This window comes from Pseudomonas palmensis, from assembly GCF_049942755.1.
GTDB lineage: Bacteria > Pseudomonadota > Gammaproteobacteria > Pseudomonadales > Pseudomonadaceae > Aquipseudomonas > Aquipseudomonas palmensis.
The window spans coordinates 462,936-484,151 of record NZ_CP187958.1; the positions used below are offsets into that span (position 1 = coordinate 462,936).

A 21,216-nucleotide genomic window follows, 5' to 3' on the forward strand; every position below is an offset into this window, starting at 1 on the left:
ACGAACGCAGGGGCAGATTCATCCGTGAAGGGCTGGGCAGCCGCCCCGCAACCGCCCAGCCCTACCCGTGCAATCAGGCGTAGAAATCGACCGCGCTGGACCCCAGCACCACCGGTCGCTCCACCGGCTGGGCCGCCGCGTCGGCGTCGGCCTCTTCGCCGCCCGCGCCTTCATTGCGACGCGCGGCCACGCCGCTGAGCTTCGAGGTGCCGTCCTGCGAGCCCTGCTGCTGCTCGCGGGACTGGTCGGCCACGTTAACGTCAGGTTGCGCCAGGCCCTGTTCGGCGAACATTTCCTTGAGCCGGCTGGCCTGGTTTTCCAGCGCTTCGCGCACCACCACGTTGCCACTGGTGAAGGTGATCTGCGCCTGCTGCTCGGGTGTCATGTGCACGCGAATGTCCAAGCGCCCCAGCTCGGCTGGCTCCAGCTTGATTTCAGCCGACTTCAGGTTCTGGCTGGACAGGTACATCACGCGATTGACCAGGCCCTCGGTCCAGCCACCCTGGTGCATCGCCAGCGGCTGGTTCAGCGGCATCGCCACCGGCACCGCATTGGCGGTCTTGGGCGTCGCGGCCTGGGTCAGCGCGCTGAGGCGCTCGGCAAAGTCATCGACACGGGTATCGCTGGAGGCGCCCTTGAGGTCCTTCAGGCCGTCATCGAGCAGGTTGCTGAAGCCCTTCTCGCCCGGCTCGCTGTCGCCCGGATCGGCCTGACGCGGGTCGAGCATGGCCGCCAGGGTATTGACGGCAGGCTGGCCCTGGGTGGCTTCGGGTTGCGCCGTGGTCGGCTTGCTGGCATGGGCAGAGGTGGTGCCCTGGGCCTGGGCGTTCTGCTCCAGGGCCAGGCGCAATGCCGGCAGGTCCTCGAGCACGTCGCCGGCCGGGTCGAAAGCGGGTTCTTCCGGGGCCGGTGGCTGCGGCGCGACGGCCGGGGCCTGCACCTGGGCCTGCAACTGTGCGGCAGCCGCCTGCACCACTGGGGCCACCGCTTCGGCCTGAGCCTGGATCAGCTGTGCGCCGGCCTGGGCGTCAGTAACCTGACCCGCCACCAGGCTCGAATCGAGCAGTTGAAGGTCATCGGCAACTGGCGTCGACTCGTCCGATGCCGGCTTCTGTTCAGGCAATGAATTGCCGCTGTCGGCAACAGTGCGCTCCTGATCGGTCGCCGTCTTGCCGGCATTTGCCGCCCCGGCTGCAACGCCCGCCTTGTCGGCATTGGGCACATCCGCCTTGGCCGGCAGCTTGTCGCGGGACTGATCGGCATACACCTTGGAGAAGCCCGCAGCCTTGTCATTGGCGACCTGGGGCACCTTTTCGGGCGCTGGCGCAGCCGTGCGCGAGGCCTTGGCCACGGCGGACGGTTGCAGCAGCGGGTTTGAAGCGACAGGCATGGGAAGGGTCTCCACTACAGAAGCGCGAACTTGAATAGCGAAGAGACTGCAAGAGTCGCGCCAGGTTTGCGCTACACAGGATGCCTGGCCGCCTGCGGCGACACGCGCTCCAACTCGGCGACATAGAAGGGACGCACTTCGAGGTACTCGCACCTGATCTGGCTGATCAGGTCCTCGATGCCGTGTGCCGGCTGCTCCATCACGCGCACTTCCAGCTGCCGACACAACTCGGCCAGGTCGGTGGCGCCCATGTTGCTGCAGCTACCCTTGAAACTGTGGGCAGCCTCACTCAGCTGCCGGGGGGAGCGGGCGTCGCGCAGTTGCACCATGCGCTTTTCGCAATCGGCCAGGAAGGTCTCCAGCAACTCGGCATACTGGCTACCCATGACCTCCCGCAACTCGCCCACTACCTTGTTATCGATACGCTGATCGGACACTTGCTCACTCCTTGATCAAGTTCAATTATGCCAGAGCCACCCAGGCGAACTCCACGCGGGCCCTGCGCCCTCCGTCGGCCCATTCGGCGTGACGGCTCAAACGCCGGATCAGGCTCAGGCCACGCCCGCACAACCGCTGCTCCAACACCGGTCGGGCCAGCACTGTACCCACATCGAAGCCACTGCCGCTATCTTCGATCTCAATCACCAGACGCCCGCCACCCGCTACGGGTTCAACCTGAAGGTGCAAGCGTATGTAACCTTCCTGCAATGCCTGCAGGCGTCGGCTGCGCTCCTGATAATAGGCGGCAAACCCCTGGGCGTCGCGCTTGAGGGCCGAGTCGAGGGCCAGCACACCGTGCTCCAGTGCATTGGTGTAGAGCTCGTTGAGCACGCTGTGCAGCGCACCGCTCTGGGGGCGCAGGCCGTGTATTTCCTGCAGTACCTGCAACAGATAGGGCAAGGGGTTGAAGCGTTTGAGGGTCTGCGCGCGAAACTCGAACGACAGCGACCAGTCCAGCGGGCTGGACTGGCCGCTGTCCGAATAGACAAGCGGCGGCGGGGCCAGTGTCTGGGGCTCGACCACACTGATCTCGAGCATGCTGACATCGTCGCGGGACTGGCCGCGAAAGTCTTCGAGCGCCTGCAGTACATCCTCGAACAGGTGCTGCGGCGCACGGTTGCGCGCAAACACCTGGCGCAGGCGTTCCACCCCGAACAGCTGCTCATCCTGGTCGCAGGTATCCACCACCCCATCGGACAGCAGGAACAGACGATCCCCCAACGCCAGCGATACCACCTCGGGGTGCTCGTCGAAACGCTCCGGCGCCAGCACCCCCAAGGGCAAGTGCCGCGACACCAGCGCCTGGGGCTCGCCACCGGCCGCGGGCAGCAGGTAGCCGTCCGGCATGCCGCCGTTCCATACCTCGGCCAGGCGTCGTTCGAAACTCAGGCTGAGCATCATTGCGCAGCAGAACATGTCGACCGGCAGGATGCGCTTGAGCTTGGCGTTCATCTCGCGCAAGGTTTCGGCCAGGCCGTAGCCCTTGGCGGTCATGCCGTAGAACACCTCGGCCAACGGCATGGCGCCCACTGCAGCCGGCAGGCCATGGCCAGTGAAGTCGCCCAGCAGCACATGCATTTCACCGGTCGGCGTGAACGCCGCCAGCAGCAGGTCGCCGTTGAACAGCGCATAGGGAGATTGCAGGTAGCGGATGTTCGGCGCATTCAGGCACCCCGAGTGCGTGACCTGATCGAACACCGCCTTGGCCACCCGCTGCTCGTTGAGCAGGTGACCGTGGTGGCGCGCCAGCTCGTCGCGCTGCTCCAGCACGGTCGCCTGCAGGCGACGCAGGCGATCCATCGCCTTGATCTTGGCGGCCAGGATCACCGGGCGATAAGGCTTGGGCAGAAAGTCGTCGCCACCGGCCTCCAGGCAACGCACCAGGGCCTGCTCCTCACTCAGCGAGGTAAGAAAGATGATCGGCACCAGCGCCTGGCCAGCCATCAGCTTGATCTGGCGAGCCGCCTCGAAGCCGTCCATCACCGGCATCAGCGCGTCGAGCAGCACCAGTTGCGGACGCAGCTCGGCAAACAGCGCCACTGCCTGCGCACCGTTCTCGGCCGTGATCACCGAATGCCCCTGCTCGCGCACGATGCGCGCCAGCAACAGGCGGTCGGTGGCGCCATCTTCGGCAATCAGCACGGTCAGCGACGACTGCTCGTTCACGAGGTCGCTCAAGTGATCTCGAACAGCTTGTCGAAATTGGAGATGGCGAGGATCTTGCGAACGTCGGAGCTGGCGTTGATCACCCGTATATACGCATCGTCGCCGCCGGCGTGGTCACGCAGCAGCAGGAGCATGCCCAGGGCGGAGCTGTCGAGATAGGTGGCGTCCTTCAAGTCGACGACCACGCCCTTGGAAGGTACTGGCTCGCGCTCGTAGCATTCACGAAACGCCTGGTGCTTGCCGAAATCGAACCGTCCCTTGACCCTGATCGTCAGGCTGTTCCCATCCGGCGATAGATCGTGCTCCACGGCCATATGCTCGACTCCTTCGATCATGGCGATTGCAGACACCACAGGTTTAGCAGCCCGCCCGCCCATGGGCAACCTGCGCCGACCAATGCCGTGCTAGAAGCGATCGTGGCGCGGCAATCGCTGGGACAATTCGTCGAGCAGCTTCTGCTCGCGCTTGTCCTCGAGCATGCGGGCTTCATCGCGGTAGCGCTGTACCAGCTTGCGCAGGCCCTCGACCCGGGCGTAGGCCTGCTGCCAGGTGGCCCGTGCGTTGTTGAGGTTGGTCTGGTGCCACACCAGGCTCTGGTGTTGCTGGGCCACGGCGGTGTCCAGCTGGCTGAGAAAGCGCTGATAGCCCAGCAGCCAGCTGCCTGAAACGCCCTGGCCGCCCTTTTCCATCCACTGGTTCTGGTACTCGCTGCGAAACTGGTCCAGTTCCCGGAGCTTGGTTTCGGCCATGCTCACCTGCTGCTGGAAATGCCCGAGGCGCTGCACAGCCTTGCGCTCGGCCTCCTCGGCCATCTCCACCACCGGCACCAGGCGCGCGGCACGACTTGGCAGGGCCATCGGTTATCAGCCCGAAGCCGCTGGGGCGAACACCGCCGCCAGTTCATCGCGGCTCTGCTCATGGCTGACGTTTTCATTGAGCCCCTGGCGCAGGTACTGCACCAGCTTGGGTTGCAGGGAAATCGCCAGGTCCGTCTCGCGGTCGCCGCCAGCCACATAGGCACCCACGCTGATCAGGTCGCGGCTTTGCGACAGGCGCGACCAGAGCTGCTTGAACTGCTGGGCCTGGGTCATCTGCTCGGGGCTGACCACCTGCGGCATGACCCGGCTGATCGAAGCCTCGATATCGATGGCCGGGTAGTGCCCCTCTTCGGCCAGGCGCCGGGACAGCACGATATGGCCGTCGAGTACACCCCGCGCGGAGTCGGCAATCGGGTCCTGCTGGTCGTCGCCTTCGGACAACACGGTGTAGAAGGCGGTGATCGAGCCACCACCGGCCTCGCCGTTGCCGGCGCGCTCCACCAGCTTGGGCAGCTTGGCGAACACGGAAGGCGGATAGCCCTTGGTGGCTGGCGGCTCGCCGATGGCCAGGGCGATTTCCCGCTGGGCCTGGGCGAAACGGGTCAGCGAATCCATCAGCAACAGCACGTTCTTGCCCTTGTCGCGAAAGTACTCGGCGATCCGCGTGCAGTACATGGCGGCGCGCAGGCGCATCAGCGGCGCATCATCGGCAGGGGATGCCACCACCACCGAACGCTTGATGCCCTCCTCGCCCAGGATGTGCTCGATGAACTCCTTGACCTCACGCCCCCGCTCACCGATCAGCCCCACCACGATGATGTCGGCCTCGGTGAAACGGGTCATCATGCCCAGCAGCACACTCTTGCCCACGCCGGTACCGGCGAACAGGCCAAGGCGCTGGCCACGGCCCACCGTCAGCAGGCCATTGATGCTGCGAATGCCCACGTCCAGCGGCTGGCTGATGGGGTCGCGGTTGAGTGGGTTGATGGTGGGGCCGTCCATCGGCACCCAGTCCTCGGCCTTCATCCCGCCCTTGCCATCCAGCGCCCGGCCGGCACCATCCAGCACGCGACCGAGCATGCTCATGCCCATCGGCAGGCGGCCGCTTTCGGCCAGCGGCACCACCCGCGCACCGGGCGCGATGCCGGCAACGCTGCCCACCGGCATGAGAAATACCCGGTCACCGGCAAAGCCCATGACCTCGGCCTCGACCTGCACCGGATGGTAGCTGTCGTCGTTGATCACCAGGCAGCGGCTGCCGACGGCAGCGCGCAGGCCTTCGGCCTCCAGGGTCAGGCCGACCATGCGCAACAACCGCCCCTCCACCACCGGCTGCGCCGGCAGGCTTACGGCCTCGGCATAGGTGCCCAGGCGCTTGCCGAAGCTGGTGCGGTCAAGGCGCATCGGGCGTGGCCTCGCGGGTGCCCGCGTCGCCAGCAAGGTCGACGTGCAAGTCTGGCGCGGCAGGGTGCAGGCCCTGGTCATGCAACTGGTCGAACAACTGGGTCATGGCCTTTTCGATGCGGGTCTCGACGGTGGCGTCGATACGGCTGTGCAACGTCTCGATGCGGCAACCACCGGGCAACAGTGCGTCGTCTTCGAGCAGGCGCCAGTTTTCCTCATGACGCTCGCGCAGGGCCTTGGCCAGCTCGAAGTCCTGCGGATTGACATGAATGCGGATGTTTTCGGCGCCCATCGGCAGCAGCTTGAGGGCCTCGCGCAGCACGTGGGTGATCTGGCTGGAGTCGGTGGCCAGCTCACGCCCGATCACCTCGCGGGTGATGCGGCTGACCATGTGCACCAGGGCCTTCTCGATCTGGTTGTCCTGCTCGGCGATCGGGTCGAGCAGGTGCCCCATCAGCTGCTCCAGGCTCGCCAGCTTGGCGCTCAGGGCCACTTCGGCCTCCTGGCGGACCTTGAGCTGGGTGCTGTGAAACCCTTCGCGCTCGCCGGTGGCAAAGCCTTCGTTGTAGGCTTCCTGGCGAATGCTTTCGAGCTCTTCGAGGGTCAGCGGCTGGACTTCTTCCAGCGGCACTTCTTCGACTTCCTCGACGATTTCCGGCTCGGGTTCGGGCTCGGGTTCCGGCTCCGGGTCGAAGCTGGGCAGCGCCCAGCGGTCGAAGCCCTCGACGTCGCGGGCGGGGATCAGTTCACTCAGGTGCTCGTTGGTCGACATGATTCCACGCGTTCAATTGGGTAGGCGCCGGGGTGGTCGGCGATGCGGCCGCCAGGCACCGGCGGGTACCGCGTTGAGGCATCCGCCGGCAAGGCCGGCTCCTGTGGAGGAGCCGGAACCGGCGAACGGCTTTAGATCATTTCTTCGGCGCCCTTGCCGCCGAGCACGATCTCGCCGGCTTCGGCCATGCGCCGGGCAATGGTGAGGATCTCTTTCTGCGCCGTTTCCACGTCGCTGACCCGCACCGGGCCCTTGGCCTCGAGGTCGTCACGCAGCAGCTCGGAAGCCCGCTTGGACATGTTCTTGAAGATCTTGTCCTTGACCTTCTCGTCGGCGCCCTTGAGCGACACCACCAGCACGTCCGAGGACACTTCGCGCAACAGCGCCTGGATACCGCGGTCGTCGACATCGGCCAGGTTGTTGAAGACGAACATGAGGTCTTCGATCTGCTCGGACAGCTCGCCGTCGACGTCGCGAATCGCGTCCATCAGCTGGCCTTCGACCGAACTGTCGAGGAAGTTCATGATGTCGGCCGCGCGCTTGATACCGCCCAGGGTGGTACGTGCCGCGTTGGAGTTGCCCGAGAACTGCTTCTCCAGAATCTGGTTGAGCTCCTTGAGCGCCGCCGGCTGCACGGTGTTGAGCGAGGAGACGCGCAGGATGATGTCCAGGCGCACCTTGTGATCGAAGTTGCCCAGCACCTCACCGGCCTGGTCGGGGTCCAGGTAGGCCACCACGATGGCCTGGATCTGCGGGTGCTCGTAGCGGATCACGTCGGCCACGGCACGCGGCTCCATCCACTTCAGGCTGTCCAGGCCGCTGGTGTTGCCACCCAGCAGGATGCGGTCGATCAGGCCGTTGGCCTTGTCCTCGCCCAGGGCCTGGGTGAGCATCTTGCGGATGTAGCCGTCGGAGCCGACACCCAGGCTGGTCTGGTCGCCGACGATCTCGACGAACTCGCTCATCACCTGCTCGACCTGTTCGCGATGGACGTTGCCCATCTGCGCCATGGCCACGCCGACCCGCTGCACTTCCTTGGGGCCCATGTGGCGCAACACCTGCGCCGCATCGGTTTCACCCAGCGACAGCAGCAGGATGGCCGCCTTGTCGACACGGGTCAGTTTGGCGGTAAGGGCTCGATTATCACTCATCGGCGTTGATCCACTCTTTCACGACCTGGGCCACACGACCCGGGTCTTCGGCCACCAGGCTCTTGATTGCGTTCAGCTGAGCGTCGTAACCCTCGCTCGGGCTAGGCAACAGAATGCTTTGCGGACCACCCAGGCTGACGCGGTCGTTGGCCAGATCGCCATCCAGACCGAGCATGCCGCCCAGTTCCATGTCGCCATCGGCACCGGCGCCCTGCTTGCCGTTGCCGGTGATGTTGTTGAGCACCGGGCGCAGCACGCCGAACACCAGCACCAGGATGAACAGCACGCCCATGACCTGCTTGATGATGTCCCAGAACCACGGTTGCTGGTAGAACGGAATCTCGGTGAACACTTCGCCACGGTCGGCGGCGAATGGCACGTTGATCACACTGACGCTGTCACCGCGGCTGGCATCGAAGCCGACGGCGTCCTGCACCAGGCGCGTGAAGCGCGCCAGGTCTTCGGCCCCCCATGGAGCGCGGGTCGACTCGCCAGTGGCCGGGTCGAGCTTGACCTGGTCGTCGACCACCACCGCGACCGACAGGCGGCTCAGGCGCCCCTGCTGCTGGCGGGTGTGGCTGATGGAACGGTCCAGTTCGAAGTTCTTGGTCGACTGCTGACGCTTGTCGGCCGGGTACGGTGCGAGCATCGGCTGGCCGGTGGCCGGGTCCATGATCTGCTGGCCGTTGGCGTCCAGCAGCGGCTGGCCTGGTTGCACCATGCCCGCGGCAGCCTGTGCCTGACCGGTCTGCTGTGGCGCAGTGGCCGGGCCGGGTGGCTGGTTGCTCAGGGCACCAGGCACGCCCTGCGGGCCCATGCTGCTGGAGCGTTGTTCGTTCACCGACTGCTCGCTGCGCAAGGCAGGCTGGTCGGGGTTGAACTGTTCGGAGGTGGACTCGACCGCACTGAAGTCGACGTCGGCGGAGACTTCGGCCTTGTAGCGGTCGTTGCCCAGCACCGGCAACAGAATGTTGTGCACGCGCTGGGTGAGCATGCCTTCCATGCGGCGGCTGTAGTCGAACTGCTTGCCGGCCATGGTCAGCTCGGAGTTCTCGCCCTGGTCGGACAGCAGGTTGCCCTTCTGGTCGACCACGGTCACCTGGGACTTGTTCAGTTCCGGAACGCTGGACGCCACCAGGTTGACGATGGCCGCCACCTGGCCGGGCTCGAGGCCACGCCCCGAATACAGCTCGACCAGTACCGAGGCACTGGGCTTGCGCTCGTCGCGCACGAACACCGAGCTTTTCGGAATGGCCAGGTGCACGCGGGCACCCTTGACGTTGTTCAGGCTGGAGATGGTACGCGCCAGCTCACCTTCCAGGCCGCGACGATAACGGGTGGCCTCCATGAACTGGCTGGTGCCCAGCCCCTGCTCCTTGTCGAGCAGTTCGAAGCCGACGTTGCCGTCGCCTGGCGCCACGCCGGCCGCGGCAAGTTTCAGGCGCGCACGGGAGAGGTCTTCGGACTTGACCAGCAGCGCCCCGGAGCTGGGCTCGACGTTGTAGGCGATGTCGGCGGCGGACAGGGTGTCCATGACCTGCTTGGTGTCCATGCCGGCAAGGCTTGGGTACAGCGGGCGGTAGTCGGGCTGCTGCGACCACAGCACCACGGCAAAGCCGATCGCCACGCTCGCCGCCAACCCGACCAGCAGGCCGACCTGACGCAGCATGGGCATCTCTGCGATGTTTTCCAGAAAGGACATGCCGAACAGCGGCGGCTTGGGCGCCGGGCTGCCTTTGGCGGGCACGTTATCAACGACTGCTTCGGCCATGACTCAATCTCGCCCTTATACCGGCATCTGCATGATGTCTTGATACGCCTGCACCAGCTTGTTGCGCACCTGGGTCAAGGCCTGGAACGACACGCTGGCCTTCTGCGAGGCGATCATCACGTCGGTAAGGTCGACGCCGCTCTTGCCGATCTCGAAGGCGTTGGCCAACTGGGTGGACGCCTGCTGGGTATCGCTGACCTTGTTGATGGCCTGGCCAAGCATGTCGGCAAAACCGCTCGAGCCAAGCTCTGGCGCAGGGGCAGCCTTCGACATCGACATGGCGTCCGCCTGCATGGCCCGCATGTCCAACATCAATCGATTAAATTCAACACCTTGGCTCATTGACTCTTCTCTCCGACGACCCGCATTTTTTTGACACTACGCAGCGGACAGGCAGAACTTAGCAACAAGAGTGCCAGCTCTACCCACAGGACCAACAAAAACGACCGGTTACGGCGTCACACGCCGCTGGCGTAGAGACTCGCCTCCACATCCAGGCCGGCATCACGCATCTGTGCCAGCTTGTAGCGCAAGGTGCGCGGGCTGATGCCCAGACGCTCGGCAGCCTCCTTGCGGCGCCCGCGCTCGGCGCGCAGGGTATCGATGATCATCTGGAACTCGTGGCGGCGCAGATCATCCCCCAGCCCGGCTGGCTCGGACGGCTCGGCCAGCACCGGCACCGGCTCTACGGGCGATGCCGCCAGCAGCGGCAGCACCCCGGCCAGGCAGAAGTCCGCCGCCTCGATCACCCCGCCCTGCTGCAGGATCAGCGCCCGCTGGATGGCGTTGTCCAGCTCGCGCACGTTACCCGGCCACGGATAGCCTTGCAGGCAGGCCTGGGCCTGGGCCGACAGGCGCACGGGGGCATGCTTCATTTTATTGACGTGTCGCGCCAGCAGACGCTCGGCCAGCGGCAGAATGTCGGCGCTGCGCTCGCGCAGCGGTCGCCAGGCCAGCGGGAACACCGACAGGCGATAGAACAGGTCTTCGCGAAACCGCCCCGCCGCCACTTCGCCGGCAAGGTCGCGGTTGGTGGTGGCGACCACGCGGATGTCCAGCGCGATCGGCTTGCGCCCGCCTACCCGCTCGACCTCGCGCTCCTGCAGCACCCGCAGCAGCTTGGCCTGCAGCCCCAGCGGCATTTCGGAAATCTCGTCGAGCAGCAGCGTGCCACCGTCGGCCTGCTCGAACTTGCCTGGCTGGGCGGCTATCGCCCCGGTGAACGAGCCCTTTTCATGACCGAACAACGTGGCTTCGAGCATGTTGTCGGGGATGGCGGCGCAGTTGATGGCCACGAATGGCTGGTCGGCACGCAGGGACTGCTGGTGAATGTAGCGCGCCAGCACCTCCTTGCCGGTGCCCGATTCGCCGGAAATCAGCACGGTGGAATCACTGCGCGCCACCCGCGCGGCCAGTTCGAGCAACTGCGCACTGGCAGGCTCGCGCGCCACCGGACCGTCGGCGTCCGCGCCGCTGGCAACGCCCAGGGCATGACGGGCCACCAGGTCGAGCAAAGCGCGTGGTTCGAAGGGCTTGACCAGATAGTCCGCAGCGCCCTGGCGCATCGCATCCACTGCACGCTCAACGGCAGCGTGCGCGGTCATCAGCAGCACCGGCAACTGCGGCTGGCGGGCCCGCAACGCGGCCAGCAACTGGTGGCCGTCCATTCCCGGCATGTTGACGTCGCTGACCACCAGGCTGAAGGGCTGACTGGCCGCCACTTCCAGCGCTTCTTCGGCCGAGCCCACTGCATGATAGGCAAAACCGCCCAGCTCCAGGGTATCGGCCAGGGCCTGGCGCAGTACGCGGTCATCCTCGACCAGCAGAACCTTGATCGCCCTCATGCCGTTGCCTCCAGCGGTGCGCCGATCAGCGGCAGGGTCACCAGCGCACAGGTACCGCGCCCGGGGCGCGAGCGCAGCTGCACGGTGCCCTGGTGTGCTCGGGCAACCGCCATCACCACCGCCAGGCCAAGCCCGGTGCCAGTGGCCTTGGTGGTCAGGAACGGCTCGCCCAGGCGCGCCAGCAATGCACTGTCGATGCCCGGCCCGGCATCGCTGATGCACAGGCGCAGGCTCTGCCCGCGACGATACAGGTGTACCTTGAGCCGAGCAGCGCCGGGCGCGGCCTGCAGGGCGTTTTCAATGAGATTGAGCAGCGCCCCCACCAGGGTGTCGCGGTTGCACAGTAATTCGCCCAGGTGGCTGTCGCACTGCCAGCGTACAGCATGCCCCTGTACATGTACCTGCGCGGCCTGCTGCAGCGCCTGGAACAACGCCTTGGGGGTCACGCGGTCGGTCAGCGGCAGTTCGCCGCGGGCGAACACCAGCATGTCGCGTACCTGGTGCTCGAGTTCGTGCAGACGCTCCTTGAGGCTGCCGGCAAAACGCTGACGGGTGTCCAGCGGCAGGTCCTGCTCGGCCAGGTGACTGGCATACAGCAAGGCGGCCGACAGTGGCGTGCGGATCTGATGCGCCAGCGAGGCCACCATTCGCCCCAGGGTCGACAGGCGCTCGTGCCGCGCCAGCTGGCTTTGCAGGTGGCGGGTTTCGGTGAGATCGGTCAACAGCACCAGCTGGCCCGGCTCGGCATCCAGCGAGCGGGTAGCGATCGACAGGCGGCGACCATCGCGCAGCGACACTTCGTGGCCGTCGTCCTCGCGCGGCGCAAAGCTGCGGGCGATCACCTGACGCCACAGCTCGCCCACCAGCGGCTGACCCAGCAGTTCGACGGCGGCCGGGTTGGCCTCGCGCACGCGGCCCTGGCCGTCGATCACGATCACCCCGCCGGGCAACAGCGACAGCAGGTTCTGCAGGCGGTTGGCCAGTCGCTCCTTCTCCGCCAGCTCCGCCATGCGCTGCGCACTGACCACGGCCAACTCCCCCTTGAGCTCGGTGACACGGGCCTCGAGCAGGTTGTAGGACTGGCTCAGCTGGGTCGACACCTGGTCGAACAGGGCAAACGCCTGCTCGAGCCCCTGACGACTCTGCTGTTCGGCGGCGTCAGAACGCCTGGGCTCGGCGGCGGGGATGTGGGCGGCGTGGGGCATGGGTTGCTCTCTCGCATGGCTCACCGTCATAAAACGGTATGTTGCCAGCGGTATAGCAATAGACGTGCCGGATACTTTGACGGGGGGTTGCCAGCAGCAGCGGCGCGCCGCCCAAAGCCAGCAAGGGCAGGCTTTACAGCCCTGTGGAAAATAGGGGTATTGCGTTCGGCAGGCCCCGGTCGGGACCTGCCGGCAGGAAGCAGGCGTCAATCCTCCGCCTGTTCGTCTCCATCGCGACGGCTCATGCCGTACTTGCGCATTTTTTCCACCAGCGTGGTGCGGCGGATGCGCAGGCGCTCCGCGGCACGCGCCACGATACCGTTGGCATCGTCCAGCGCCTGCTGGATCAGGCCCTGCTCGAGGCTGCCCAGGTAGTCCTTTAGGTCGAGACCTTCGGGCGGCAACATCGCATGGTTGCTGAAATTGGGCGTATGGCCGTTGATTGCCACGCGCTCTTCCAGGTCCGAGCGCAGGCTGTCGACCAGTTGCTCGTCTTCATCATCGACGTAGCGGAACTTCTTCGGCAGCTCGGACACGCCGATCACGCCATACGGGTGCATGATCGCCATGCGCTCCACCAGGTTCGCCAGCTCGCGCACGTTGCCCGGCCAGCCATGGCGGCACAGCGACATGATCGCGGCGGAATTGAAGCGGATCGACCCCCGCTTCTCGTGCTCCATGCGCGAGATCAACTCGTTCATCAGCAGCGGAATGTCTTCGACCCGCTCACGCAGCGGGGCCATCTCGATCGGGAACACATTGAGGCGGTAGTACAGGTCTTCGCGAAAGCTGCCCACCTCGATCATGCTCTCAAGGTTCTTGTGAGTGGCGGCGATGATGCGCACATCGATGCTCTGGGTCTTGTTGCTACCCACACGCTCGAAGGTGCGCTCCTGCAGCACGCGCAGCAGCTTGACCTGCATCGGCAGCGGCATGTCGCCGATTTCGTCGAGGAACAGGGTGCCGCCATTGGCCAGCTCGAAACGCCCGGCACGGCTGGTGATGGCGCCGGTGAACGCCCCCTTCTCGTGACCGAACAGTTCGCTTTCGAGCAGCTCGGCCGGGATCGCGCCGCAGTTGACCGGCACAAACGGCGCTTCACGGCGCTTGGAATGGTAGTGCAGGTTGCGCGCGACCACTTCCTTGCCCGTACCCGACTCGCCGAGGATCAGCACGCTGGCGTCGGTGTCGGCCACCTGCTGCATCATCTGGCGCACATGCTGGATGGCGCGGCTGGTACCGACCAGGCTACGGAACAGGTTGGGCTCGCGCTGACGACCGCGCTCGCGGGCCTGGTCGTACATCTCGCGATAGACCTGGGCACGGTGCAGCGAATCGAGCAGCTTGCTGTAGCTGGGCGGCATCTCCAGGTTGGAAAGCACCCGGCGGCGCAGGTCCTCGGGCAACTCGGCAGAAGATATTTCACCCAACAGCAATACCGGAAGGAACTCATCCCAGGCAGCCACGGTCTTAAGCAAGCCCAAAAGGCTTGCCGGAGCGTTCACGGTGCCGACCAGGACACAGAGTACTTCACGGCTGGATGACAACGACTGAACGACCTGCTGCCAATCGTGGCTGGAGCAGGAAAGATTTTCTTCGCCAAGAAAATTCAGCACCACCGCCAGGTCGCGGCGGCGAGCGTCATCGTCATCGATCAGGAGAATTTTGGTTTCACGCCACATGCAATCGAAACTTCCCTAGTCAACTCGACACCCAATGTGGGCATGCTCGACATCCATTCCGACTGGAGCGGTCAGTGATCGGACGTCTGAAATTAGAAAACAGCCACTAGTTAAGTCAAAAAATCGTACACAGTCAAATTTATGGCGCACTGCATTTTCGAACCGTCCAGCGTCAGCTGAACAGATGGTATACCTTTGCGGCGTTTTTCGCTTGGCGGATCTGCGTCATCTCGTCGACTATTGTTTGACGTTCACCACTTGCAACATCAATTAGTTGGCGGTAGACGTCGAGCAATTCCTCAAGACTGGTGCGCAGGACCTGTTCGTTGGTCGATGCCTCGGCCAGTACGTCCTCGACGCAAACACGGCAGCTCAGGTCCAGTTCGGTGATCGTTTCCCAGTCGCGGCTGGCCAATGCCCCGAGCAGGGCTTCGCGGGTTTGTTCGATACGTTCGAGCACGGCACTCATGGCGTTCTCCTAGACGTCGGCGACCTGATCGCCGATCGCGTCCCAACCTTCCTTGACGGTAATCAGCAGGCGTGCGACTTCATTGAGGATCTCCGGGTCGTTCTGCACGTTGGCCTCGACCAGGCGCCTGCTCATGTAGGCGTACAGCCCATCGATGTCGGCCAGTGCCTCGGCCTGGTTTTCGAGGTCGAGCCCTTCGCGCAGACCGCCGATGATCCCGATGGCCTTGCCGATCAGGATGCCCTTCTGGGCCAGGTCATTGCGCGCGATTGCACCTTTGGCCTGCGCGATGCGATCCAGCCCGCCCTGCATGAGCATCTGCACGAGACGGTGCGGGCTGGCCTCGGAGGTCTGCGCCACGCCGTTGACTTTCTGGTACTGCCGAAGGGCCAACATAGGGTTCATGTTCTACCTCGTAACAAACGAAAAGGTTCATATACCGCCTGTATCGCCTGCGGGTCAAAAAACTTTAACCCCGAAAACGAAAAGCCCGGAGCACCCGAAGGGGTGCTGCCGGGCTTTTTTGCGGCCCCTGCTATCAGGAGTTCTTCTGCTGCGCTTCGATCGAGGCGAACATCGAGGCAATGTTCTTGCGCTGCGCCTCGAGCTTGCCGACCAGGGTATCCATGGCCACGTAGCGTTTGGTCAGCGACTCGGTCAGCGACGCAATGCGCCGATCCAGCGCCTCCTGCTGGTTCTCGAGGTCTTTCTGCAGCCTGTCCAGGCCGTTCTTGCGCGAGTCGAGAATGCCACCGGTTTGCAGGTACGGTTCGATCGCCTTGTTCATGTGCGCGAACACACCATTCTTGCCGGTGAAGAGCTCCTGCACGTCGGCACCGAGCTTCTTGTCCTTCATCGCTGCGTCGTACTTGACGGAGTTGAACTCGAGGGTACCGTCCTTCTGGGTGTTGATGCCCAGCTGGCTGAGGGTGGTCAGGCGGGTACCGTCCGACTCGGTCGCCAATTGGCTGCGCAGGTCGCTCAGCAGCGAACGGGTGGTCGGGTCGTTGGTCAACGGGCCCAGCACGGTGTTGCCATCGGCATCCTTGCTCACGGAGGTCAGGTTGGTGACCGCCTTGATCAGGGTGTTATAAGCATCGACATAGGCCTGCACCGATTTTTTCAGGCCATCGGTATTCTCGCCCACCGTAACCTGTACAGCCTTGCTGGCGTCGGAGCCGGTTGCCTGAAGCAGGTCCAGGCTGATGCCACTGATGGCCCCGGTGACGGTGTTGCTCTTGCTCGTGACCGGCAGGCCGTCGACGTACAGATTTGCATCCTGGGCCGGCTTACCGATGTAGCCGGCACCGTCACCATTCATCTCCACGCCCGGCGCGATCTTGAGCGCGTCGATGGTGCCGTCGACGGAAATGTCCGTACCCTCACCGGTCTTGGTCGAACTGAACACCAGGCGCGAACCGTCTGCACCATTGACCAGGTTGGCAGTGATGCCTTTCTCGGACAGCGAGGAGTTGATGGTGTCGCGCACAGACTGCAAGGTTGCACCAGGGCCGACCTTGACGGTGTGGGTGACACCGTCCTGGGTAATCAGCAGGTCACCTTCGGGAATCGGCGTGGTGGCACCGGTGTCGAAGTTCTGGCTGGCCACCTTGGACGAGGTGGCCAGGTTGTCGACACGGATCGTGTAGGTACCAGGCACCGCGGTATTGTTGGAGGTTGCCTTGATCGCGGCGTCGTTGCTGGACGTTGCCGCATAGGCATTGAACGACGGCGCGAGGGGATCATTGAGTTTCTTCATCGCCGCCTGATAGACAGACAGCGCGCTCTTGAGCGATGCGACACCAGAAAGCATGGCCGAGTTGTTGGCAGTCTGGCGTTTGATCTGGTTGGCTTTCGGATCGGTTTCAGACGCCACCAGCGTGCTGACGATCTTGTTGATATCGACGCCAGAACCCAGACCGGTGCCCGGTAAAATTGAACTCGCCATTGCTATTCCCTCTTGGTTGCGCGCCGCCCCTAGCCGATCAAGGCTAGCGAACGTGCTGCTCGGACGCCAGCATCAGACCTTGGCGTTGAACAGCAGGCTGTTAACATCGCTCAGACTGTGGGCAATTCTCAACGCCTCTTCCGAAGGAAGTTGGCGGATCAGCTCACCGGTTTCACTGGCGATGACTTTAACTACAATTCGGCCGGATTCTTCATCCGTGGAAAATTCGAGATTGCGACGCGACGAGGCGAGAAACTTCTCGATGTCCTTGAGCGCGTTCTTGACCTTCTCAGCTTCGGTCAGGCCGCTGTCGGCGCTTTCCTTCGCTGGCTTGATGGATTCGACAGCCTCCACGGGCTTGACCGCAGGGCGCTCGGTGGGCTGCTCCACAGGCTTCGCAGCCTGGTAGGACAGGTTCAGCTTGACGCTCATATCCATGCCAACCACCTCTCAATGCAAAAGGCGGGGGAGCGCCACAGGTGCACTCCCCCGCCGATAACCATCAGGCGATTACTGAAGCAGTTTCAGTACGGCGGATGGCAGTTGGTTGGCCTGGGCCAGAACCGAAGTCGAAGCTTGTTGCAGAGTCTGCTGCTTGGTCAGCTGAGCGGTCTCGGCAGCGAAGTCGGTATCTTGTACACGACCACGGGCAGCGTCGGCGTTTTCGTTGATGTTCTGCAGGTTGTTGATGGTGCTGGTCAGACGGTTCTGAACGGCACCCAGTGCAGCACGGCCTTCACCGATGGTCTTGACCGCGGCATCGATCGCGTCCATTGCAGCCGAGAAGTTGGTCTCGGCAGTGGCGCTGTCGCTACCGGCGATGGTGATGGCGTTGGTGATACCCAGGTCGCTGGCCAGGTACTTGCCGGTCAGGTCGATGCTGATCTGGTTGATGCCACCGGTTTCCGAACCGACCTGGAAGGTCATGGTGCTGGCGGAACCGTCCAGCAGGTTCTTGCCGTTCAGCTGGGTGGACTGAGCGATACGAGTCAGCTCGTCACGCATCTGGGCGAATTCGGAGTTCAGCGAGTCACGGTTGTCCGAATCGTTCGAGTCGTTTCGCGATTGCAGAGCCAGTTCACGCATACGCTGCAGGATGTTGACCTGCTCTTGCATCGCGCCTTCAGCGGTCTGGGCGATCGAGATACCGTCGTTGGCGTTTTTGATTGCCATGGTCTGACCGCGGATCTGCGAGGTCATACGGGTAGCGATCTGCAGGCCAGCGGCGTCGTCTTTGGCGCTGTTGATTTTCAGGCCGGAAGACAGGCGAGTCATCGAGGTGCTCAGGGCGTCGGAAGCGCGGTTCAGGTTTTTCTGAACGTTCAGCGACGTGACGTTGGTGTTTACGGTTAATGCCATGACGAATTCCTCGTTTGTGGGTATTGCGGCTTCCGGCCCTGGCAAGCGCCGGGTGTGGCCTAGAGAACCTTCGTAATAGTTATCGTCGTCTGTGCAGGTTGCTTTAGGGGTTTTTTGAAAATTTTTACTGGCACCCTGCCACCCCAATGAAATCAAGGGTTTGACGCCGGGTTTCTGGCCACTGTGCCAGGGCCCAAACAGTGGCCACCGGTCAAGACAAAAAAAACGCCACCCTTAAGGCAGCGCTTCTGCGTACAGCAAGCCAGCTCAGTCCCGACGCTCGATGATTGCCGAGCCCCACGACAGGCCCACGCCAAAACCGCTCAGTGCGACCCGCTTGTGCTGCGAACCCAGCACATGCTTTTCAAGCAGTAGCGGAATGCTCGATGAAACGGTATTGCCCGTCTCAGCCATGTCCTTGACGAAGCGCTCAGGCTCCCCGCCCTCGAACCGCTGGGAAACGGCATCCACAATGGCGGCACTGCCCTGGTGCAGGCAGTACAGGTCGATATCGTTGGCCTGCAGATGGCTGACGTCCAGCAACTGCTGCAAGTGAGCAGGCACCTTGATCAGAGCGAAGTTGTAGACCTGACGACCGTTCATGAAGAACTTGCCAGCAGTAGTCCGCAAAAACTCGGCGCCTGCGCCATCTGTGCCGAAAAGAGACTTGCCCAACTGCCAGTCTGCCTCCTCCCCCATCCATGTCACCGTTGCAGCATCACCAAACAGCATGGTGGTATTGCGATCCTCGGGGTCGACAATCTTCGAATACGGGTCGGCAGTGATCAACAGCCCATTCTTCAAGCCGGCAGCCTCCATGAAGCCTTTCATGGCATACAAGCCGTAGACATAACCGGAACATCCCAGAGAGATGTCGAAAGCGGCGATATTTGTCGGCAGACCCAGCTTGTGCTGGACGATGGCAGCTGTGTGCGGCAGGCCCTCAGCATCGCCATTCTGGGTGACAACGATCACGGCGTCGACAGAGGCCGGGGTCAGTGCGGCGTTGTTGGCGAACAGGGCCTTGACGGCCTCGACACACAAGTCGGAAGTTTCCTGGCCAGCACCCTTGCGCGGCAGGAAAGTCGAGCCGATCTTGCCAAAGATGAAATCCTGATCCTTGCCGAATTTCGCGCCTTGAGCGTAATTGTCCAGCCCTTCAGCCGGCACGTAACTGGCGATACTTTTAATGCCAATCATATGGCTTCCCAATTCAGAAAAAGCAAATTTCCACTGTGTTCCACGAAGACCAGCCAGCTATTCCAAGCTTCTGGCAGTGCCACCCGCAGGCTCAGTTGCTCCCGGTTACGGGAATGATAACAGTGAAGATGCCCGTCGTGACTCACAAGTCACGCGCTTTTATCGAATCGGTTGCCGATACGATCAGATACCGCACGCGGCTCATCCGAAGCCGGGTATGTGCAGGCGCCGGGTACGCCGGGAGAAACAGTGCTGTTGAAGCCAGCCTGATCTCCCAGCGGGAAGGGTGCACATCTATGACAAATACACGACTCGGGCGCATAGGAGCGCCCTTGGCACCCGCAATCGATCGATTCGTTGCGGCCACTACAGATTGCCCGGCCTCAACGAAGTGACGACACTCAACCGTGCACCTGTGGTGCAGCGGGTAACGTGAAGCATCGGCTACTAGCTCGCCTGCCCCTTGGTGAAGGTCAACAACTTCTCCAGCACATCATTCACCACAGCTTCACGCCCTTCCATAGCTGCCAACCGCTGCACGGCATCATTCAATCGCCGGATGTCCTCCGGAAACTGGGTGAAGCTGTAAATCTGATCACTGCCTGACACCTTGCCGTTCTCGAACTTTTCAACAGCCTTGATCATTCTGTTGGGGTACTGATGCAGGAAACGTTCATCTTTCACGAAAACCGCCAGGAAGTCGTTCCATACATCTTGGTGTTGAGGGGTAATGAACGACTCCAGCAAAACGGGGTTCATGCCCTGACGCTTGGCCCAGGTGACCAGCGCACTCCCCGCATCAGGGTAGAAGCGCCAGCAGTCAACCGGGTAACGGTGGAATGCGCCGTTGGAAGGCACGTTGATGAACAACAGACCATCCGGCTTAAGGATCCTCAAGCACTCGGTAAACGACAGCCAGAACATCTCCGAATGCTCCAGGCACGAGGAACTGACAACGACGTCGACAGACTCGCTTTCAAACGGAAGGCAATACGGGTCGGTCAGTACAACATCGACACCTTTGCCGACGACAAAGTCCACGCCAATGTAGCGTGCGCCCGGTGGCGCGACCTCTCGAAGAGACCCATTGACGTTTTGCGCGCCGATTTCCACAACCACACAGTTCGAGTTTTTACCCAGGTAAGTATCGAAAAACAGTTGTCCATTTTGCATGGCGGTAGGGTGCATTTATTTCAAGCTTCCAATCCGAGTTAGATGATTTAGTTAGCCGACTTCAACCGACCACAGCCCTGAACACGTACTGCAATGGCAGCGCATCCTGAACAGCCATCTCAGGATCCCTTCCCGCCGCGCTCGCCATGGCATGAATTATCGGGAGAAATTTTTCACGCTGGGGCTCGTCAAAAACACGCGGCACCCCCGCGTCGACGGTCAAACCTGCCTGAGCGAACATTTCAAGCATGGTGACCAGTGTGAACCAGCGAATATGCGTCCTGTCAAACAGCCCGGAATCCTCGTAGCGGAAGTCACCGACACTGAGTCGAGCCTGCACGCTCCAGTGTTGCGCATTCGGAATACATGCCACCACACAGCTACCCGGCGCACTGGCTTCACGAATTTTTTGCAGCAGGTGCCATGGGTCGTACAGATGTTCAAGCACATCCCCAAAAACCCAGCAGTCAGCCGCCAGATCGCCGGCGAGCAATTCGGTACAGGCGTTTTCGATATTCATGTCGAGAACACGATCACAGTGTTCACGGGCTAACTCGGCGTAACTCGGATCGATCTCGATTCCCGTGTAATGTACGTGCGGGTTGAGTTTTTTATATTCGCGTGCGAGCGCACCCGAACTGCATCCGATCTCCACAACTCGCCTGGCATTGACAGGCATCAGCTTGAGCAGGTCCGGGTTATGAAACTGATGAACCGGGGTTTGTTTTTGCACAGTGGCCTCCTGGGGCTTGCGAGTGCCTGCTACGGCATACTTATCTTGGTAGCGCTGAAAGCTCTCGCGCCACGCGGGGGAGCCAAACGCCCCTCCGCTTTCATGAACGACGCTCAACGGCCACGTGCCCA

At 62.8% G+C, this 21,216-nt stretch carries 22 protein-coding genes; 1 reads left to right on the forward strand and 21 read right to left on the reverse strand.

Annotated elements, in window-relative coordinates:
* Window positions 1-73: 73 nt before the first annotated feature.
* The 13 genes from ACPRTJ_RS02060 to fleQ all read right to left on the reverse strand — a co-directional run bounded on the left by ACPRTJ_RS02060 (window position 74) and on the right by fleQ (window position 14,179).
* Window positions 74-1,390 carry a flagellar hook-length control protein FliK gene (locus ACPRTJ_RS02060; RefSeq protein WP_088515602.1) on the reverse strand — a complete coding sequence of 439 codons (1,317 nt, stop codon included), beginning with the start codon at window positions 1,388-1,390 and terminating at the stop codon, window positions 74-76.
* Window positions 1,391-1,461: 71 nt separating this feature from the next.
* Window positions 1,462-1,827: an Hpt domain-containing protein gene (locus ACPRTJ_RS02065; RefSeq protein WP_043861811.1), complete on the reverse strand. Its 366-nt coding sequence runs from the start codon at window positions 1,825-1,827 to the stop codon at window positions 1,462-1,464.
* A 25-nt stretch (window positions 1,828-1,852) separates the two neighbouring features.
* A complete protein-coding gene (locus tag ACPRTJ_RS02070; RefSeq protein ID WP_043861810.1) occupies window positions 1,853-3,568 on the reverse strand; it encodes a fused response regulator/phosphatase in 1,716 nt (571 codons plus the stop codon).
* A complete protein-coding gene (locus tag ACPRTJ_RS02075) occupies window positions 3,565-3,870 on the reverse strand; it encodes an STAS domain-containing protein (RefSeq protein WP_043861809.1) in 306 nt (101 codons plus the stop codon). Before ACPRTJ_RS02075 ends, ACPRTJ_RS02070 begins: the two co-directional genes overlap by 4 nt.
* Window positions 3,871-3,960: 90 nt before the next feature.
* Window positions 3,961-4,413, reverse strand: a complete 453-nt coding sequence (gene fliJ / locus ACPRTJ_RS02080; protein WP_043861808.1) for a flagellar export protein FliJ — start codon at window positions 4,411-4,413, stop codon at window positions 3,961-3,963.
* A gap of 6 nt (window positions 4,414-4,419) precedes the next feature.
* The gene (gene fliI / locus ACPRTJ_RS02085) at window positions 4,420-5,778 is read right to left on the reverse strand and encodes a flagellar protein export ATPase FliI (protein ID WP_043861807.1); all 1,359 of its coding nucleotides are present in this window, start codon (window positions 5,776-5,778) and stop codon (window positions 4,420-4,422) included.
* Window positions 5,768-6,550 carry a flagellar assembly protein FliH gene (gene fliH, locus ACPRTJ_RS02090; RefSeq protein WP_054915633.1) on the reverse strand — a complete coding sequence of 261 codons (783 nt, stop codon included), beginning with the start codon at window positions 6,548-6,550 and terminating at the stop codon, window positions 5,768-5,770. The genes fliI and fliH overlap by 11 nt, the downstream gene beginning before the upstream one ends.
* 131 nt (window positions 6,551-6,681) lie before the next feature.
* On the reverse strand, window positions 6,682-7,701 hold the full coding sequence (gene fliG, locus ACPRTJ_RS02095; RefSeq protein WP_043861805.1) for a flagellar motor switch protein FliG: 1,020 nt from the start codon (window positions 7,699-7,701) through the stop codon (window positions 6,682-6,684).
* The gene (fliF, locus tag ACPRTJ_RS02100) at window positions 7,694-9,472 is read right to left on the reverse strand and encodes a flagellar basal-body MS-ring/collar protein FliF (protein WP_043861804.1); all 1,779 of its coding nucleotides are present in this window, start codon (window positions 9,470-9,472) and stop codon (window positions 7,694-7,696) included. Before fliF ends, fliG begins: the two co-directional genes overlap by 8 nt.
* A gap of 15 nt (window positions 9,473-9,487) precedes the next feature.
* The gene (fliE, locus tag ACPRTJ_RS02105) at window positions 9,488-9,814 is read right to left on the reverse strand and encodes a flagellar hook-basal body complex protein FliE (protein ID WP_043861803.1); all 327 of its coding nucleotides are present in this window, start codon (window positions 9,812-9,814) and stop codon (window positions 9,488-9,490) included.
* Between the two features lie 116 nt (window positions 9,815-9,930).
* Window positions 9,931-11,316 (reverse strand): sigma-54-dependent transcriptional regulator, encoded by a 1,386-nt coding sequence (locus ACPRTJ_RS02110; RefSeq protein WP_054915634.1) that lies wholly within the window; start codon window positions 11,314-11,316, stop codon window positions 9,931-9,933.
* Entirely contained in the window at window positions 11,313-12,521 is a 1,209-nt protein-coding gene (locus ACPRTJ_RS02115) for a sensor histidine kinase (protein WP_054915635.1), read from the reverse strand. Before ACPRTJ_RS02115 ends, ACPRTJ_RS02110 begins: the two co-directional genes overlap by 4 nt.
* A 206-nt stretch (window positions 12,522-12,727) precedes the next feature.
* A complete protein-coding gene (gene fleQ, locus ACPRTJ_RS02120) occupies window positions 12,728-14,179 on the reverse strand; it encodes a transcriptional regulator FleQ (protein WP_229590457.1) in 1,452 nt (483 codons plus the stop codon).
* Here fleQ and ACPRTJ_RS02125 point away from each other — a divergent pair.
* Entirely contained in the window at window positions 14,093-14,281 is a 189-nt protein-coding gene (locus ACPRTJ_RS02125) for a hypothetical protein (RefSeq protein ID WP_229590459.1), read from the forward strand. The genes fleQ and ACPRTJ_RS02125 overlap by 87 nt on opposite strands.
* 94 nt (window positions 14,282-14,375) lie before the next feature.
* On the opposite strand, the gene ACPRTJ_RS02130 is transcribed toward ACPRTJ_RS02125, so the two are convergent.
* The 8 genes from ACPRTJ_RS02130 to ACPRTJ_RS02165 all read right to left on the reverse strand — a co-directional run bounded on the left by ACPRTJ_RS02130 (window position 14,376) and on the right by ACPRTJ_RS02165 (window position 21,085).
* Window positions 14,376-14,672 carry a flagellar assembly protein FliT gene (locus ACPRTJ_RS02130; protein WP_043861799.1) on the reverse strand — a complete coding sequence of 99 codons (297 nt, stop codon included), beginning with the start codon at window positions 14,670-14,672 and terminating at the stop codon, window positions 14,376-14,378.
* A gap of 9 nt (window positions 14,673-14,681) precedes the next feature.
* Entirely contained in the window at window positions 14,682-15,077 is a 396-nt protein-coding gene (gene fliS / locus ACPRTJ_RS02135) for a flagellar export chaperone FliS (RefSeq protein WP_043861798.1), read from the reverse strand.
* A gap of 133 nt (window positions 15,078-15,210) precedes the next feature.
* Window positions 15,211-16,620, reverse strand: a complete 1,410-nt coding sequence (fliD, locus tag ACPRTJ_RS02140; RefSeq protein ID WP_058542056.1) for a flagellar filament capping protein FliD — start codon at window positions 16,618-16,620, stop codon at window positions 15,211-15,213.
* A gap of 72 nt (window positions 16,621-16,692) precedes the next feature.
* Window positions 16,693-17,058, reverse strand: coding sequence for a flagellar protein FlaG (locus ACPRTJ_RS02145; RefSeq protein WP_043861796.1), 366 nt, complete (start codon window positions 17,056-17,058; stop codon window positions 16,693-16,695).
* Window positions 17,059-17,130: 72 nt separating this feature from the next.
* Window positions 17,131-17,979 (reverse strand): flagellin domain-containing protein, encoded by an 849-nt coding sequence (locus tag ACPRTJ_RS02150; RefSeq protein ID WP_054915638.1) that lies wholly within the window; start codon window positions 17,977-17,979, stop codon window positions 17,131-17,133.
* A 267-nt stretch (window positions 17,980-18,246) separates the two neighbouring features.
* Window positions 18,247-19,179 carry a ketoacyl-ACP synthase III gene (locus ACPRTJ_RS02155; RefSeq protein WP_426427937.1) on the reverse strand — a complete coding sequence of 311 codons (933 nt, stop codon included), beginning with the start codon at window positions 19,177-19,179 and terminating at the stop codon, window positions 18,247-18,249.
* A 447-nt stretch (window positions 19,180-19,626) separates the two neighbouring features.
* Window positions 19,627-20,367, reverse strand: a complete 741-nt coding sequence (locus ACPRTJ_RS02160; protein WP_116053227.1) for a methyltransferase domain-containing protein — start codon at window positions 20,365-20,367, stop codon at window positions 19,627-19,629.
* Window positions 20,368-20,413: 46 nt separating this feature from the next.
* A complete protein-coding gene (locus ACPRTJ_RS02165; RefSeq protein ID WP_426427940.1) occupies window positions 20,414-21,085 on the reverse strand; it encodes a class I SAM-dependent methyltransferase in 672 nt (223 codons plus the stop codon).
* Between the last annotated feature and the right edge of the window lie 131 nt (window positions 21,086-21,216).

Coding starts and splice junctions, on each gene's coding strand:
- ACPRTJ_RS02060 (WP_088515602.1), bottom strand. CDS start 1,390: ATGCCTGTCGCTTCAAACCCGCTGCTGCAACCGTCCGCCGTGGCCAAG.
- ACPRTJ_RS02075 (WP_043861809.1), bottom strand. CDS start 3,870: ATGGCCGTGGAGCACGATCTATCGCCGGATGGGAACAGCCTGACGATC.
- fliJ (WP_043861808.1), bottom strand. CDS start 4,413: ATGGCCCTGCCAAGTCGTGCCGCGCGCCTGGTGCCGGTGGTGGAGATG.
- fliI (WP_043861807.1), bottom strand. CDS start 5,778: ATGCGCCTTGACCGCACCAGCTTCGGCAAGCGCCTGGGCACCTATGCC.
- fliH (WP_054915633.1), bottom strand. CDS start 6,550: ATGTCGACCAACGAGCACCTGAGTGAACTGATCCCCGCCCGCGACGTC.
- fliG (WP_043861805.1), bottom strand. CDS start 7,701: ATGAGTGATAATCGAGCCCTTACCGCCAAACTGACCCGTGTCGACAAG.
- fliF (WP_043861804.1), bottom strand. CDS start 9,472: ATGGCCGAAGCAGTCGTTGATAACGTGCCCGCCAAAGGCAGCCCGGCG.
- fliE (WP_043861803.1), bottom strand. CDS start 9,814: ATGAGCCAAGGTGTTGAATTTAATCGATTGATGTTGGACATGCGGGCC.
- ACPRTJ_RS02110 (WP_054915634.1), bottom strand. CDS start 11,316: ATGAGGGCGATCAAGGTTCTGCTGGTCGAGGATGACCGCGTACTGCGC.
- ACPRTJ_RS02115 (WP_054915635.1), bottom strand. CDS start 12,521: ATGCCCCACGCCGCCCACATCCCCGCCGCCGAGCCCAGGCGTTCTGAC.
- ACPRTJ_RS02130 (WP_043861799.1), bottom strand. CDS start 14,672: ATGAGTGCCGTGCTCGAACGTATCGAACAAACCCGCGAAGCCCTGCTC.
- fliS (WP_043861798.1), bottom strand. CDS start 15,077: ATGAACCCTATGTTGGCCCTTCGGCAGTACCAGAAAGTCAACGGCGTG.
- fliD (WP_058542056.1), bottom strand. CDS start 16,620: ATGGCGAGTTCAATTTTACCGGGCACCGGTCTGGGTTCTGGCGTCGAT.
- ACPRTJ_RS02145 (WP_043861796.1), bottom strand. CDS start 17,058: ATGGATATGAGCGTCAAGCTGAACCTGTCCTACCAGGCTGCGAAGCCT.
- ACPRTJ_RS02150 (WP_054915638.1), bottom strand. CDS start 17,979: ATGGCATTAACCGTAAACACCAACGTCACGTCGCTGAACGTTCAGAAA.
- ACPRTJ_RS02155 (WP_426427937.1), bottom strand. CDS start 19,179: ATGATTGGCATTAAAAGTATCGCCAGTTACGTGCCGGCTGAAGGGCTG.
- ACPRTJ_RS02160 (WP_116053227.1), bottom strand. CDS start 20,367: ATGCACCCTACCGCCATGCAAAATGGACAACTGTTTTTCGATACTTAC.